3 protein-coding genes (1 of these 3 running past the window's edge) are annotated in these 17814 nt (G+C 64.3%); all 3 read right to left on the reverse strand.

Features of this window, described 5'->3' with window-relative positions; translation table 11 throughout:
* Tightly spaced (each overlapping or abutting the next), the 3 genes in view from FZI91_RS08215 to FZI91_RS08225 form a layout consistent with a single transcriptional unit that may run on beyond the window.
* Complete coding sequence (locus FZI91_RS08215; protein ID WP_162526525.1) at positions 1 to 675, reverse strand: isoprenylcysteine carboxylmethyltransferase family protein; 675 nt, start codon at positions 673 to 675, stop codon at positions 1 to 3.
* Positions 672 to 8807, reverse strand: a complete 8136-nt coding sequence (locus FZI91_RS08220) for a non-ribosomal peptide synthetase (protein WP_155938377.1) — start codon at positions 8805 to 8807, stop codon at positions 672 to 674. Before FZI91_RS08220 ends, FZI91_RS08215 begins: the two co-directional genes overlap by 4 nt.
* Positions 8804 to 17814, reverse strand: the 3' portion of a protein-coding gene (locus FZI91_RS08225; protein WP_155938379.1) for a non-ribosomal peptide synthase/polyketide synthase. 15346 nt of this gene lie beyond the right edge of the window; 9011 of the gene's 24357 nt are visible here — the last part of the coding sequence; its start codon lies beyond the right edge, outside the window — the gene reads right to left on this strand; it ends in the stop codon at positions 8804 to 8806. The genes FZI91_RS08220 and FZI91_RS08225 overlap by 4 nt, the downstream gene beginning before the upstream one ends.

The following is a 17814-nucleotide window of genomic DNA, read 5'->3' on the forward strand; positions in this document are numbered from 1 at the left end:
TCACCACATGTAGGGCACCAGGCGATAGCGCGCTTTCTGCGCGTACTCCCGGTATCCGGCCAACTGTTCGGCGAGTAGCTTTTCTTCGTCGCTGATACGCATCATGAGCACGATGAGGCCGGGGATGACGGACACGAGGCCCCAATACGAGCCGAGCGCAAGGGGAAATCCGACGATGGTGATCACGTTGCCGGTGTACATGGGGTGGCGGACCAGCCCATATAGACCCGTGGAGACAAGCCTCTGGTCCGCCTCCACTTGTACGGTCGACGCCGCGAAGCTGTTCTGAACGACCACTAGGCTCGTCACGCCCAGTCCAACGGCGACCAGGACATCACCCAGCACGCAGATCACCGCCGGTACCGACGACCAGCCAAAGCGGTGATCAAGGGCGCTCATCACCACCATTGCCGCGAGCGAGAAGTACCAGCCGCCGATGAGGACTTTTTGCACCCTCCGCGTTTCTGCTACCGGGCCCGCGCGCTTACGACGCTGGTGCGCAGCGGGATTCGCCCGCTGCAGGTAGATGCCGGGGATCCACGTCGACAATGCAAACACCACGAGAAAGGCCCACGCTTGCCAGTAGTCGACCGTCCCCGCGAGCAGGAAAAGCACCGCGCCGAAGACGGCGAGTTCGACAAACCCGAACGCCAGCACTCTCGCAACGGCCTTCACGAAACCTCCAACTGTTGGGCCATGCTTCGAACCGATGGCGCCTCTAGGAGCGCGAGCACCGAAAGTTCCGCATCGAGGGCCGTGTTGATCGCGGCGACCACCCGGATCGCCCCCAGCGAGTTGCCGCCCAGGTCGAAGAACGACTCGTCCACCCCGACGCGGTCTACACCCAGCACGTGGGCGTAGATGCTCGCCAGGATCTGCTCGGTCAGACTGGACGGCGCGCGATGTACGCCATCGGTGCCGAGCGCCGGTTCCGCTGACACCGCAGGGCTGTCCAAACCTTTCAGCCGCAGTCGCTCGGTCCCCTTGATGAGATCCAACGACGACAACCGGCGGTCTGGATGTGCGGTCATCGCTGCCAGGACGTGCTTGAACCGCTCCATCAGCGTGCCGACGCATTCCGCGTCGAATACATCGGTGTCGTACTGGACGCGCAGCCCCATTTCACGACCCGGCCCGGCCTGCACCGCGATTGGGTAGTGATAGTCGTCGCGGCTGCTGAATCCGGTCACGGTCAAGCCGTCGGCGCCCGGCAGCGTTCCGGCGTCCGTCGGATAGTTCTCGTACACGAAAACCGTGTCGAACAACCTGTCCTGGCCGGTGATGCGGTGGATATCGCTGAGTGCCACATGCTGGTGCTCGAGGGTGTCGTTGTGCGCATTTTGCAGTTGATCCAACAGGTCCGCCGTGGTGCTGGTCTCGCTGAAGGTCGCCCGCACCGGCACCGTGTTGATCAACAGGCCCAACATCGATTCCGCGCCGAGCACCTCGGGTGGCCTGCCCGAGACCACCGTCCCGAACGCGACATCCTGCTCACCGGTCAGTGTGCTGAGCAGTAGCGCCCAGGCGCCCTGCAGCACGATGTTGACGGTGGTGCGCTGCGTGCGCGCCAGTTTGGTCAGTGCCCTCGTGGTCTTCGCAGGTACCCGAAACATCTCAACGCTTCGCTGCCCGAACAGCAGCTTCTGCGACGGGCCGATGAGGATCGGAGTCTCAAAGCCTGCCAACGCCTCTCCCCATGCCGCGTGGGCGGCATCGTGATCTCGTTCCGACAACCACGTCACGAACGTGCGGTATGGCGTCGCCGCGGGCAGCCGCAGCCCGTGGTATCCGGCGAAGATCTCCTGCATCAGGATCGGCATCGACCAACCGTCTAGCACGATGTGGTGATTAGTGAGCACCAGCCGGTGCGCCTCTGCGGCAGTACGAATCAACGCCACCCGGAATGCGGGTTGCTTCTTAAGGTCGCACACCGCGGCGCGCTCGTCGGCGCAGATTCCCTCGATCTGTTCTTCAGCGCCAACGCCATTGGCGTTGAGTTCGGTGTACCGCCAGGGCGCCACCGGATCGACCGGAATGACCTGCACCGGTTGCTCGAACTGAGGACAGAAGCGTGCCGCCAGGTGCGGGTGCCGGCTGACCACGGCCTGCACCGCATCGCGAAGCCGGGGCGCATCAAGCGGACCGCTCAACGCAACCTCCAGCTGTACTGCGTACACATCGTCCCCCGAGCAATTCGCCATGCTGGCGTGATACAGCAGTCCATGCTGCAAGGGGGTTAGCGGCAGCACGTCGTCGATCGGGAAGTGGCCGTGCAGCTCGTCGATCTGCTGCTGGCTCAGCCGGGCAGGAGCGATATCGGACGGGGTCAACCCGCCCCCACCCCTGCGCACATGCGCGCAGATCCCGGCCAGGGCGTCGAACCACAACCGGCTGATCCGGGTAACCGCCGTGCGATCCAGTGCCGACGGTGCCCACATCCAGGTGGCGTTCAGATGCGGCCCGGAGTCGGTGTCGATGGTGACCGCGTTGAGCTCCACGGAGTGCGTCAGGGCAATCGGAATATCCCCGGCTGCACCCGTCAATGACACGCCTTCTTGACTAAAACGCCACACATCGCCAGACGCATAGGCCGCCGGGGAGCCAAGCCGCCCAAGGTAGTTGAACCCAATCGCTGGGTCGGATCCGCCGAGATCCACCTCGGGATTCAGATAGCGCAAGAGACCGTACGTTAGGCCGTCGGGCAGGGCTCGAAGTTGTTCTTTGGCGTCCTTGATTACCGCGCCGAGCGCCGCATCACCGGCCACCACCTGCGTCCAGCGCAGCCCACCGTGCGGCCTCCCGACACTCAAAGCCACCGGATACTTGGTGGTAAACCATCCGACGGTGCGCGACAGGTCAATGTTTCGCTCCGCCGCGTCGCCGGAATCTGCCAGTTCCTCGTGGCGTCCGTGACCTTCGACGTCGATGGCGATGGGTGCGCCGCCGGTCCCCAGGTACTGCGTCCACGCCAGGGCGAAAGCGATCAGCAGAATCTCTTGTACCCCAGCGTGAAACGCCGCAGGCACCTCACCGAGCAGCATATGGGTGGTCTCGGCGTCCAGAAACTCCGTCAAGTGTCCGGCGGTGGCAAACGTATCCTCGGCGGATTGCGGTGCCGGTATGCCCGAAGGGACCGCCGCCACCTGTCGCCACGCGTCCGCCTGGCCGATCACGTCGGGGTGGTGGGCGTGCTCGGTCAGCAGTTCCGCCCACCGCTGGAACGACGTCCCGGTCGGCAGCAGCAGGACCTCCTGCCCACCCTGATGCTGAGTCCAGGCAATGTTCAGGTCTTCCAACAAGATTCGCCACGAAACACCATCTACGGCCAGGTGGTGAACGATCAGCACCAGCTGGCTCGTTGAGGTCGCCCACAGCGCGCTCAGCATCACCCCGACGGCGGGGTTGAGCCGCGACCTTGCGGCCACCAGCGCCTCATCGGAGAGCAGATTCACCGAATGCAGGCAACTCGCAGCGTCGATCGCATCCGCCGCAGGCACGGTCAGCGCCCATCCGCCGGCGCCGTCGTCCGCTGCGCGCATCCGGAGCATCGCGTGCCGCTCAAGCAATGCCTGCAACATGACTGCAACGTCGGCCGCCGTCACGCCCTCGGGAGCCTGCAGCACCACCGTTTGATTGAATTCGTCGACCGGACCGTCGGCGCTTTCCAAACCCTTCAGCCACTGCATGATTGGGGTGGCCAGGACTTGCCCCAGACCCTCGTCAATCTCGCTGCCGGGACTATTGGCCAGCCTGACCACCCGCGCCAATCGGGCCACCGTCTGCTGGACAAAGATGTCGCGTGGGCGACCCAGTAGGCCGGCACCACGCGCCCGCCAAATCACCTGGATGGCCGAAATGCTGTCTCCGCCAAGGTCGAAGAACGAATCATCGACTCCCACTTGTTCCAGCCCGAGGACTTGCGCAAAGATGCCGGCCAAAATTTCCTCGATCTGAGTGGCCGGAGCGCGGTAATGGTCGATGGCCTGATACTCGGGCGCCGGCAGCGCACGAATGTCTAGCTTGCCGTTGACCGTCAACGGCATGGCCTCCATGACCACGATCGCTGCCGGCACCATGTACGCTGGCAGCCCCTCACCGAGTGCCGCGCGCAACCCTGCGGGATCGGCGCTCCCGGTGATGTAACCCACCAGGCGCTTATCGCCGGGACGGTCCTCGCGGGCGATCACCACCGCATGCTCGACCCCATCGAGATCCGTTAACGCCGATTGGATTTCACCCAACTCGATGCGGTATCCGCGGATCTTGACCTGCTCATCGGCACGCCCAACATACTGCAACTGTCCGTCGGCACCCCAACACGCCACGTCTCCGGTGCGATACATCCGCGTGCCCGGCGTGCCGTACGGGCACGCGACAAATCGCGACGCCGCCAGCGGCGCCCGGCCTACATATCCATAGCCCAAACCCGCACCGGCAACATATAACTCACCCATCACACCAAACGGCACCGGCCGCAGCCAATCATCGAGAACGAAGAACGCCAGATGCCCCAACGGCACCCCGATCGGACTCGCCGCACTGCCGACGTCGGCGGCCAAGATCTCCCGGAACGAGGCGTGCACCGTCGTCTCGGTGATCCCGTACATATTGATCAACCGCGGCAACACCGGGTGATCCTGCAACCAATCCTCCAGCCGGGAGGGCTCGAGCGCCTCTCCACCGAACACAACCAACTCAAGTTGAAGCTCGGACTCCAACCCTGGCGCCTGCCCGTCCACGGTTTGCAACGCGTAGAACGCCGACGGCGTCTGGCTCAACACGCTGACGCGTTCCTCGACCAACAAGGCATGAAACTCGTCGGGCGCGCGCACCACCGAATCCGGAACAACCACCAATCGGCCACCGTGCAGTAGTGCCCCGAAGATCTCCCATACCGAGAAGTCGAAGGCCAACGAATGACATTGCGTCCACACCTGACCCGGTGTCAGCTCCACCTCGGAGTCGATCGCCTCCAACAACCGCGTCACGTTGTGATGCGGAATGGCAACACCTTTCGGAACGCCGGTGGTGCCCGAGGTGTAGATGAGATACGCGATATCGTCCGGGCCCGGGACCGCCAATGCGTGACCTGGCTGGTGGTCGGCGGCCGAGACATCGATGACCGTCAATTCACGCCCGTCCAGCCGATCAGCCAGCTCGGCGGTGGTCACCGCGACCATCGACCCAGAATCGTCGAGAACGAACTCTAATCGCGCATCGGGCACCGATGGATCGATCGGCACATACGCCGCACCGGTTTTGAGCACGCCCATGATCGCAACGACTGCCTCGACCGACCTGGAGAACAACAGCGCCACCCGCTGCCCCGGACCCACACCATGACCAACCAACAAGCATGCCAACCGGTTCGACGCCTCATCAAGTTCTTGATACGTCAGGTGGGTGTCATCGAGGCTGACGGCCACCGACCCTGGAACACGCGCGACCTGCTCCTTGAACAACGTTGGAATGGACTCCGCGCTGAGCGCAGGCCGGGTCAGGATCGCCCGATTGCCCACTACGTCAAGGCACTTGTGCTCGTCGGCGCTGACCACGTCGACCGCCGACAGACGCTGGGTGGGATCGGCTGTCATCGCCTCAAGCACCTGCTGTAGCCGGTCGATCATCGTCTCGACGGTGCCGATGTCGAACACGTCGGTGCGAAACTCGACGGTCCCCACAATCCCTGCGGCTCCGCCCGATTCGTTCCACGATTCGGACAACGAGAAGGACAGATCCATCCGGGCAGAGTGAGTGTCCAGCGGTAGCTGGGTGAACTGCAGATCCGCCGACGCCAATCCGCCGCGTGGATCGCCGGTTTGGCCGGGCACGTTTTGCCAAGCCAACATCACCTGCACCAGGGGGTGATGGGCCAGCGAGCGAGTCGGATTCAACCGCTCCACGAGCACCTCGAAGGGCACATCTTGGTGCTCGAAGGCCCCCAAACTACGTGTCCGTACCTGAGCCAACATGTCAGCAACGCTGGGATCTCCGGCGAGATCGACCCGCAACACCAAGGTGTTAACGAAGAATCCGACGAGTGCGTCCAGGGCCGAGTCGCGTCGCCCGGCAATCGGGAAACCCACCGCCACATCAGAACTCGCACTGAGCTTGGATAACAGCACGGTCAGGGCCGTTTGTACCACCATAAAGGTGGTCGCGTTGTGCTCGCGGGCCAGGCGAGTAACCCGCTCCTGCAAATCGGCAGACCACTCCACGTCCACCCGGGAGCCACTTTGATCGGCAACCAACGGATAGGGTCGGTCGGTCGGCAGTGCCAAACGCTCAGGCAGCCCGGCCAGCGCGTTCTCCCAGTAACTCAATTGCCGGGAGATACGGCTCTCACTATCGTCGAGCTCGCCGAGCTGCGCGCGCTGCCAGAGCGTGTAATCCGCGTACTGGACCGCCAACGGTTCCCAGCTGGGGGCCTGCCCCGCACACCGGCCGGTATAGGCCACCCCTAAATCGGCCACCAGTGGGGTGATGGACCAGCCGTCGGCAGCGATATGGTGCACCACGGCCACTAGCACATGGTCGTCCTCGGCGACGCGGAAAAGCCGTGCCCGCAAAGGGATCTCGGCGGAAAGGTCGAAACTGTGCTGGGCCGATTCCGCGACCGACGCATCCAATCGAGATGCCGGCCATCCGGAGGCGTCAACGACCTCCCAACCGGATTCGGCTTGCGCAGCCGAAACAACCAGCTGCTGGGGTATCCCATCGACTGCCGGAAACAACGTGCGCAGACTCTCGTGGCGGTCAAGCACGTCGGCGAACGCCACGCCCAACGCGCCGACGTCGAGGTACCCCTGCAGGCGCAACCCCACTACCAGGTTGTACACCGGCGAGGGCCCGTGCAGTTGGTCGATGAACCACAGCCGACTTTGCGCGAAGGACAGCGGCATCACCGCGGGCCGCTCGGCGGCAACCAACGGGTCTAGCCGGCCGGTGTCGTCACCGATACGGAGCGTTAACTGGGCGACTGTGGGAGCGTCGAACACAGCGCGCTCTTCAAGGCCTGCATCCAGAGACCTGTTGAGCGCCGCGACCAGACGCATCGCCAACAGTGAATCGCCGCCGAGGTCAAAGAACGAGTCATCGACGCCGACGCGTTCCAGGCCCAGGACGTTCGCGTAGATTCCGGCCACGATTTCCTCGGTGGGCGTCGCCGGAGCCAGATACTGATCGACGTGCTGGTATTCCGGTGCGGGCAAGGCTTTTTTGTCGAGCTTGCCGTTGACCGTCATCGGCATCGCCGGCACGACCACGACCGCCGATGGCACCATGTAGGGCGGTAGCTTGTCGGCCAATGCGGTGCGCACCGATGCCGGGTCGGCGATACCGGTGATGTAACCAACGAGTCGTTTGTCTCCAGTACGGTCCTCGCGAGCGATCACCACCGCATGCTCGACTCCATCGAGATCCGTTAACGCCGATTGGATTTCGCCCAGCTCGATGCGATATCCGCGGATCTTGACCTGCTCATCGGCACGGCCTACGTACTCAAGTTGCCCATCGAGCCCCCAGCACACCAGGTCCCCGGTGCGGTACATCCGCGCGCCCGGATCCCCGAACGGGCAGGCCACAAAACGTGTGGCAGTCAAAGGCGCCCGGCCCACATAGCCGTCACCCAAACCCGCACCGGCCACATACAACTCGGCCACCACGCCGGCCGGAACGGGGTCCAGCCATTCATCGAGGACAAAGGAGGCCAAATGCCCCAACGGCGCCCCGATCGGACTCGCCGCACTGTCGGCGTCGGAGGTAGTGATCTCGCGGAAGGACGCGTGCACCGTGGTCTCGGTGATCCCGTACATGTTGATCAGCCGCGGCGATTCGGGATGGTCCGCCAACCATGGTGCGAGACGCTGCGGTTCCAGCGCCTCTCCACCGAACACCACCACCTCGAGACCTAGCTGTCGATCGTGCCGCCGGTCCGCGTCCACGGCTTGCAATGCATAGAACGCTGACGGCGTCTGGCTCAGCACATTGACGTGTTCATCGACCAGCAGCGCATGGAACTCGTCGGCAGAACGCGTCACCGACTCCGGCACAATTACCAGCCGCCCGCCGTGCAGCAGGGCGCCGAAGATTTCCCATACCGAGAAGTCGAAGGCCAACGAATGACATTGCGACCAAGCTTGTCCCGCTGCCAGGTCCACCTCCGCCTCGATCGCTTCCAACAACCGCGTCACGTTGTGGTGCGGAATGGCAACACCCTTGGGCACTCCGGTGGTACCCGAGGTGTAAATCACGTACGCGGTGTCATCCCCATCCGGTGCCTCCCACGCGTTGCTCAGACCGCCGACCGCCACGGCCTCGGCGTCGTCGATATCGATGACCGTCAACCCACGCCCTTGCGGCCGATCCGTTAAGTCGGCAGAAGTCACGACGGCAACCGGCGCCGAATCGTCGAGGACGAATTCCAGCCGCGCATCGGGCACCGATGGATCAATCGGCACATACGCCGCACCGGTTTTGAGCACGCCCATGATCGCAACGACTGCCTCAATCGACCTCGAGAACAACAGCGCCACCCGCTGCCCCGGACCCACACCGTGAGCGACCAATAAGTGCGCCATACGGTTCGACGCCTCATCAAGCTCGAGGTAACTCAGCGAGCTGTCGCCGCAACTAACCGCCGTCGTCTCCGGAACAAGCGCCACCTGCTCGGCGAACAACACCGGAATCGACACCGAAATCACGGGCTCGGATAGCGCGGCCCGATTGCCCCACTCATCCACCTCGGTGCGCTCAGCTGAGTCGCCTAGTTCCATCGACAACAATCGCCGGGTGACATCGGCCGTCATTGTTGTTGCACCTCCTCTGTCATTGCCTCCAGCACTCGCTGGAATCGTTCGACGACTTTCTGAACGCGGCCCATACGGAATACGCCGGTATCGAATTCGACACGCAGTACAAGTTCGGTACCGGGCATCGCCTGCAGCGTCAGCGGATAGTGGTTGTATTCGCGACCGCTGACCTTGGTGATGGCCAATCCGTCGGCCATCGACGACGCCAGGGTCTCCACCGGATAGTTCTGGTAGACGAACAAGGTGTCGAACAGTTGATCCTGGCCGACAGCCTGGTGGATTTCGCTGAGCGCCAGATGCTGATGCTCGAGGGTGTCGCTATGACGGCGTTGGAGATCATCGAGCAACTCGGCGATGGTGGTATCCGCGGTGATGGTGGCCCGCACCGGCACGGTATTGATCAGCAGGCCGACCATAGAGTCTGCGCCGGCCACCTCGGCCGACCGGCCCGAGACCGCCACCCCGAAAGCGACATCACGGCGGCCGGTCAACCACATCAACACCTGCCCCCAAGCCGCCTGCAGCACGGTGTTGACTGTGGTGTGTTGCGCGCGAGCCAATTCATTGATGGCACTGGTGATTTCGGCGGTCAACTGGAACGACTCGACGGCGCGTCGGCCTTGCGTCGCCCGACCCTTGGGGGCGACCAGTGGCGGATTATCGAATCCCGCGAGGACTTTACGCCAGGCCTTGCGGGCGGCATCGACGTCGTGATCGGCCAGCCATGTCACAAACCTGCGGTAGGACCCGGCCGCGGGCAGGTGTTGACCGTAATAGCTCCCGAAGATCTCCTGCAGCAGGATCGGCAGCGACCAGCCGTCGAGCACGATGTGGTGATAAGTCATGACGAACCGGTGCTCGTTGTCGCCGGTGCGAATCAGCGCCGCGCGGAATGCCAATTGGTGCAACAGATCACAGACAGCTGCGCGTTCGTCGGCACACAACCGTTGCATCCGTTCGCCGACGCCGACGTGGTCGGCGGTACCCGCGGCTTCCGTGGAGATGTCGAGGTACTGCCAGGGCACGCTGGCGTTGGCCGGGATGGTCTGCACCGGTTCGTCAAATCGCTTATCGAACCGAGCCGCCAGGTTCGGATGGCGGTTGACGACTGTGCGCACCGCCTCACGTAGCCGGTGAGCATCCAGTGGGCCGGTGACGGTGACGTCCAGTTGCATCGCGTAAACATCGTCGCCGTTTCCGCGAGTTGCATTGGCCTGAAACAGCAGTCCTCGCTGCAGCGGCGTCAAGGGCAGGACATCGGCAATCGGTGCGTCCCGGCTGAGCTCGTCAATTTCGTGCTGAGCGAGCCGGACGGGCGCGATGTCGGAGGGTGTTAAGCCACCGCCACCACCGCGGACATGCGCGCAAATACCGGTCAATGCCTCGAACCACAGCCGACCGAGCCTGCTGACTTGGGTTTGGTCCAGTGCCGACGGAGCCCAGGTCCATGTGGCGTAAAGCCTTGGTCCGTCGGCTGTTTCGACCGTGCTCGCATTGAGTTCCACGGTGTGCCCCAGTGGCATCGGTATGGCTGCGGCGGCAGCGGACACGGCCGCACCCTCGTGGCTGACCTGCCATAGTTCGGCGAGGCCGTCCGATGGCGCTGTGCCGCTCGCACCCAGCCGGCCTAGGTAATTGAATCCGACAGTGGGGTCGGCATCCGACAGATCGATATCCGCGTTGAGGTAGCGCAGCAGACCATAGGTCATTCCCTCGGGCAGAGCGCGCAGCTGTTCCTTTGCGTCTTTGATCACGCGGCCGAGCACCGGCTCGCCGGCCACCACCTGATCCCAGCGCAGCATGCTCTCGGATCGCCCGATATGCCCCGCGACCTTCAACGCCACCGGGTACTTGGTGGTGAACCAGCCCACGGTGCGAGACAGATCAATCCGCGCGCGCTGTTCTCCTATCTCCTCCACGCGCCCGTGACCTTCGACATCGATGGCGACCGGCAAGGTGATTCCCGAGAACTGCGTCAACGCCATGGCATAGGCGATCAACAGAATGTCTTGAACCCCTGCGTGGAATGCTGCGGGAACCTCGCCGAGCAATGCGCGGGTCGTCTCGACATCCAACTCCGCCGTGAGATGCCCTGCGGTCGCGTACGTGTCCAGCTCGGGACGCACGGCCGGCAGTGTCGACGGGGTTGCCAGCACTCGTCGCCAGCTGTCTGCCTGATCCACCACTGTCGGGGCATGGGCGTGTTCGTCAAGCACAGTTGCCCACCGGGCGAAGGATGTTCCCGTTGTCGGCAGTGCAACGGTTTGTCCGTGACGGTGCTGGGCCCACGCGATGTTGAGGTCTTCGAGCAGGATCCGCCAGGACACCGCGTCGACGGCTAGGTGATGGATGGTGAGCACCAGCTGTTGCGTGGAAATCACCCACAACGCACTGACCATCTCCCCAGCGGCCGGGTTCAGCCGCGACCGGGCCGCCATCAGCGCCTCATCGGAGAGCATGTCCGTCGACTCCAGATGCACTGGTACCGAGCCCTTCTCGGGTACCAGCAGCGACCAACCTCCCGCATGATCATCCTGGGCACGTAGCCGCAACATGGCATGCCGGTCAAGTAAGGCGCTTAAAACCATCCGCGCGTCGGACTCGGTGACTCCAGGCGGGGCCTGGATCATCACCGTCTGATTGAACTGGTCGATCTGGCCGCCTGCGCGTTTCACCTCATGCAACCACCGCAGGATTGGGGTCGCGGTGACGGGACCGAGACCCTCATCCGTCGGGCCGTCCTCATCTGCTGCTACCCCGACCACCTGAGCCAGTCGGGCCACGGTCTGCTCCACGAAGATGTCGCGGGGTCGGCACGTGACACCGCACGCCCGGGCTCGCGCCACTACCTGCATGGACAGGATGCTGTCGCCGCCAAGGTCGAAGAACGATTCATCGACGCCGACCCGCTCCAGCCCGAGGACTTGGGCGTAGATACCGGACAAGATCTCCTCGACGGGCGATACCGGTGCGCGGTAGCGATCAACGTTTTGATAATCGGGTGCCGGCAGCGCGCGGGTGTCGAGCTTTCCGTTGACCGTCAACGGCAACGCATCCAGGACCACGATCGCCGCCGGAACCATGTATGAGGGCACGCGATCGGCCAATGCGACCCGCATCCCGGCCGGATCCATCTCCCCGGCAACTAATTCGGTGACATAGCCGATCAGGCGCGTGGTGCCGGGGTGATCTTCGCGGGCGATCACCACCGCCTGCGAGACACCATTCAGAGCAGCCAGCGCGGACTGCACTTCGCCGAGCTCGACGCGGTACCCGCGGATCTTGACCTGATCATCGGCCCTCCCCCGGTACTCCAGCTGTCCGTCAGCCCGCCAGCTGACCAGATCACCGGTGCGATACATGCGCATCCCGGGGGCCCCGAATGGACACGCCACAAACCGAGACGACGTCAGACCCGACCGACCCAGGTATCCGCAGGCCACACCGTCGCCGGCCACGTAGAGCTCTCCGACCACCCCGACAGGAACCGGTTGCAAATACTGGTCGAGCACGAAGAGCGCCGAGGTCGAGACGGGTGCGCCGATGGGCGCGGCGCCGGAGCCCGGTATCAAGGGCGCACTCATCGATGCGTACACCGTGATCTCGGTGGGTCCATAGGCGTTGATCACTGTCCGGCCAGGCGCCCAACGGTCGACAACCTCGCCCGGGCACGCCTCTCCGCCGAGTAGCAGCGCCACCGATTCCAGTCCCTGAGGGGATAACGCCCCAGCGGCTGAAGGGGTCTGGGTAAGAACATTGACACGCTCGTTGACCAACAAGGCGTGGAAGTCGTCCGGTGACGTCACGACCGACTCGGGCACCACCACGAGGCGTGCACCGCTCAGTAGCGCAGCCCAGATCTCCCATACCGAGAAGTCGAAGGCGTAGGAATGGCACTGGGTCCAGACCTGGTTCTTCGGCAGGTGCGCTGGCGTCGACCGCGCTATGTGGGTCAGGTTGTGGTGAGTGACCGCAACGCCCTTGGGCAGGCCCGTGGTTCCCGAGGTGTAGATGAGGTAGGCAATATCCTCGGGGGTCGGGTCCGACAGTGCGGTACCCGGTTGATCGTGCACCGCTGGATCGTGAAAATCGATGACCGGCACCAGAGTTCCGTCCAATCGATCGGATAGGCCGCTGGTAGTGATCGCGACTACTGGCGCGGCGTCGGCCAGCATGAACTCAATCCGGGCGGCGGGCACCGCCGGGTCGATCACCAGATAGGCGGCCCCGGTCTTGAGTATCGCGAGCATGGCGACTATCGCCTCCGCGGAACGTTCCATCAGCAGCGCAACACAGTCACCGGGGCCGGCCCCTTGTACGACGAGGCTGTGCGCCAACCGGTTTGCGGTCTCATCGAGTTCCCGATACGTCATGCAGCGCCCGTCGCAGCTGATCGCCACCGCCTCTGGGGAGCGGGCGACCTGGGTCGCGAACAATGCGGGGACCGAAACCGGTGCGCTTGCGGGCCTGTCCAATACCGCCCTATTGCCCACCTCGTCAATGCGTGCGTGCTCGTCGGCATCCAGCACGTCGATCGACGACAGGTGCCTGTCCACATCGACGGTCATCGCCGTCAACACTTGTTCGAATCGGCGGGTCAGTGTCTCGATGCTGGCCGAGTCGAACACGTCGGTGCGGAATTCAACCGTTCCGCCAATTCCGGCGGGTTCCCCTGCAGCCGTTCGACGTTCAGCCATTGAGAAGCTCAGGTCCATGCGGGCGGTCTGGGTGTCCGCCGGCATCTGGGTGACCTCTAGATCGCCCAGCGCCAGTCCATCATTGCTGTCGTGCCCGGGGACATTCTGCCAACCCAGCGCCACCTGGACGAGCGGGTGATGGGTCAGAGATCGCGTCGGGTTGAGCCGCTCGACGAGTACCTCGAACGGCACATCCTGGTTCTCGTATGCCGCCAAGCTACGTGCTCGCACCTGGGCCAGCAGCTCCGCCACGGTGGGATCTCCGGACAGGTCCACCCGCAGCACCAAGGTATTGACGAAGAACCCAATCAGCTCGTCGAGGGCAGGGTCGCGGCGTCCGGCGATCGGGAATCCGATTGCCACATCGACACTTCCGCTGAGCTTACCCAGTAGCACGCCGAGCGCGGCCTGAAGCACCATGAAGCTCGTCGCGTTGTGTTCACGGGCCACCCGAGCAATCTGCCGTTGCAGATCGGCGGGCCAGTCCAGTGCCAACGTGGCGCCGCGCTGATCGGCGGCGGGCGGGTAGGGCCGGTCGGTGGGTAGCGCGACGCGTTCAGGCATCCCGGCCAACGCTTCTTGCCAGTAGGTGACCTGCGTGGCGATCCGGCTCTGGCCGTCGTCGAGATCACCGAACTCGGCACGTTGCCACAACGTGTAGTCGACGTACTGAACCGCCAGGGGCGGCCAGCCGGGCGCGCGGCCCGCACTCCGGCTGGCGTAGGCCACCCCGAGATCAGTCACCAGCGGGGTGATCGACCAGGCGTCCGCGGCGATATGGTGCACCACCGCTGCCAACACGTGTTCGTCACCGGTGAGACGGAACAGCCTCGCCCGCAACGGTACTTCAGTGGCCAAGTCAAATATGTGCCGCGCCGCGGCGCCGATGGCCTCCTGCAGCATCCCCGGTGTCCAACCCGTGGCATCGACGACGTCCCAACCGAAGTCAGCATGTTCGCAGGACACGACATGCTGTTGCGGTATTCCTTCGACCGCCGAGAACAGCGTGCGGAGGCTTTCATGGCGGTTCACCACGTCACCCAGTGCCGCACCCAACGCATCGACGTCCAGAGCTCCGCTGATGCGGAGCGCGGTCGCCATGTTGTAAACCGGTGAGGGTCCTTGTAATTGATCGAGGAACCACAGCCGGGATTGCGCGAACGACAGCGGAATCTGCGCAGGCCGCTCGCCTGCCATCAAGGAGCCAAGTGTGCTCGATTCGCCGCTGATACGGGGGGCCAACAGCGCCACGGTGGGAGCCTCGAACACGGTGCGCACCGCCAGGGCGGCATTCAGGTCGGTGTTAACCGCGGCGATGAGGCGCATCGCGGACAGCGAATCCCCGCCCAGATCGAAGAACGAGTCGTCCATGCCGACGCGCTCCACACCCAGGACCCTTGCGTAGATTCCGGCCAGGATCTCCTCGGTGAGGGTGCCGGGGGCGCGGTAGCGATCGATGTCCTGATACTCGGGTGCCGGCAAAGCGCGGGTGTTGAGTTTCCCGTTGACGGTCATCGGCAACGTCGCCAACACCACCACAGCGGCCGGAACCATGTAGGTGGGCAGCTGCTCGGCCAGCTGGGCGCGCAGTTTCGCCGGATTCGCGGTCCCGGTCACGTATCCCACCAGACGCGTGTCACCAGGGCGGTCTTCACGGGCGATCACCGCCGCCTGCTCTACCCCATCAAGCCCAACCAACACCGCCTGGATTTCGCCGAGCTCGATGCGATACCCGCGGATCTTGACCTGCTCATCGGCGCGACCGAGATATTCGAGCTGCCCGGCCCTCGAACCCGAACCCCAGCGCACCAGATCACCGGTGCGATACATGCGCTGCCCCATCGCTCCCGCGCCGACGAACGGACAGGCCACGAATCGTGAGGCGGTCAAACCTGTCCGGCCCACATACCCGACACCCACACCGCGGCCGGCGATATACAGCTCGCCGACGACACCCGGCGGCACCGGGCGCAGCGACCCATCCAGCACGAACAGCGCCGCACCCGAGACCGGTGCGCCGATCGGCGGCGCCCCCGACCCCGCAGTCAGGGATGCACTCCGGGAAGCACAGATCGTGGTCTCGGTCGGGCCATACGCGTTGACCATCACCCGTCCTGGCGCCCAACGGTCTAACAGCTCGGCCGAGCAGGGTTCCCCGGCTACCAACAACGACACCGTTCCCAACGTTTCGGGCGAGAGCATCGCCACGGCCGACGGGGTCTGGCTCAACGCGCTGACCTGTTCGGCAACCAGCAGGGCATTGAGGTCCTCGGGTGAGCGCGTCACCAATTCGGGCACGATGACCAGTCGCCCGCCATGGAGCAGCGCACCCCAGATCTCTTCCACCGAGGCGTCGAAGGCATACGAATGCCATTGCGCCCATGTCTGTCCCGCCAGGAAGGTGTCCGGGGCCCCCAACAGCTGCGTCACATTGTGGTGGGTGATCGCCACACCCTTGGGGACGCCGGTCGTGCCCGACGTGTAGATGATGTAAGCGATATCGTCCGGGCCGGGCGCCGGCAGTGCGGGGACGTCAACGTCTTCGACATCGGTGCCCCTGATGACCTGTAGGTCATATCCGGCCAGCCGGTCGGCCAGGCCCACAGTGGTGATCGCGACGGTCGGGGCGGCGTCGGTGAGCATGAATTCGATCCGTGCGTCGGGTAGTGCGGCATCGATCGGCAGATACGCAGCCCCCGTCTTAAGGACCGCCAGCATCGCGACAATCGCTTCCGGGGAGCGTTCCGCCAGTAGGGCCACACAGTCGCCGGGTCCCGTGCCTCGATTTACAAGGTTGTGTGCCAATCGATTCGAGGCCTCGTCGAGTTCCCGGTAGGTCATACGGCGGCCGACCGAGCTGATCGCCACCGACTCTGGAGCATGAATCAGCTGCTGCGCGAACAATGCCGGGATCGATACCGCGGCCGGCGCCGGGGCGGCTAACACCGACCGATTGCCCCACCCGTCGACACTGGCGTGTTCGGACTCGTCGAGCAGATCGATGGAGGAGAGCCGCTGGCTGGGACCGGTGGTCATCGCTGCCAACACCCGCTGCCAGCGTCGGATCAGCGTTTCAATGGTGCCGGTATCGAACACATCCGTGCGGTACTCCACCGCACCACCGATCCCGGCGGGTTCACCGGACGAATTCCAGCGCTCCCCAAGGGAAAAGGTTAGGTCCATGCGGGCGGTCTTGGTGTCCACCTCGAGCGGCGTGACCCGCAGATCTCCCAAATGCAGCCCGCCGGCGGGACCGGACTCCTGCCAGGGCAGGTTCTGCCACGCCAAGGCCACCTGCACCAGCGGGTGATGGGTCAGGTTCCGCGTCGGGTTGAGCCGCTCCACCAATACCTCAAAGGGCACGTCCTGATGCTCATAGGCGGCCAGGCTCCGTGCACGCACCTGGGCTAGCAGCTCAGCCACGGTGGGGTCCCCCGCCAAATCCACGCGCAGCACCAAGTTGTTGACGAAGAAGCCCACCAGCTCGTCTAGCGCCGGGTCGCGGCGCCCTGCGATCGGGAAGCCCACGGCCACATCGGAATTACCACTGAGGTTGGCCAGCAGCACCGCAAGGGAAGCCTGCATCACCATGAAACTGGTCGCGCTGTGCTCGCTGGCCGCCGCACGCACCTGCTCCTGCAACTCTGCTGGCCAATCCACCACCACAGTGGCGCCGCGTTGATCGGCCACCAACGGATACGGCCGATCGGTCGGCAGCGCCACCCGCTCGGGGAGCCCCGCCAGCGTCTCTTCCCAATAGGCGACCTGCGCGGCGATGGGGCTCTCGCGGTCGTCGAGATCGCCCAGCTGTGCACGCTGCCATAGCGTGTAATCGACATACTGCACTGCCAGCGGCGCCCAGTCGGGGGCTTGGCCGGCACACCGGCTGGCATACGCGACACTGAGATCGCGCACTAACGGCGTCAGCGACCACCCGTCCGCGGCGATGTGATGCACCACCGCAACCAACACATGCTCGTCTACGGCGACACGGAATAGTCGCGCCTGCAACGGAATTTCAGACGTCAAGTCGAAACTGTGGCAGGCGGTGTCCGCGACGGCGTCATGCAGCCGGCTCGGCGGCCAGCCCGTGGCATCAATGACGTCCCAGCCGAAATCGGCAATGTCACCGGAGGTCAGCACGACCTGCCGAGGTGTTCCGCCGGGTGCATCGAAACGCGTACGCAGGCTTTCGTGCCGGCTGATTACATCGCTCAGTGCCGCCCCCAGTGCGTCGGCATCAAGGCGCCCATGCAGGCGCAGACCCACCGGCATGTTGTACACCGGTGAGGGACCTTGTAATTGAT

It is taken from the genome of Mycobacteroides sp. CBMA 271 (assembly GCF_009729205.1).
In the GTDB taxonomy this organism is placed as follows: Bacteria; Actinomycetota; Actinomycetes; order Mycobacteriales; family Mycobacteriaceae; genus Mycobacterium.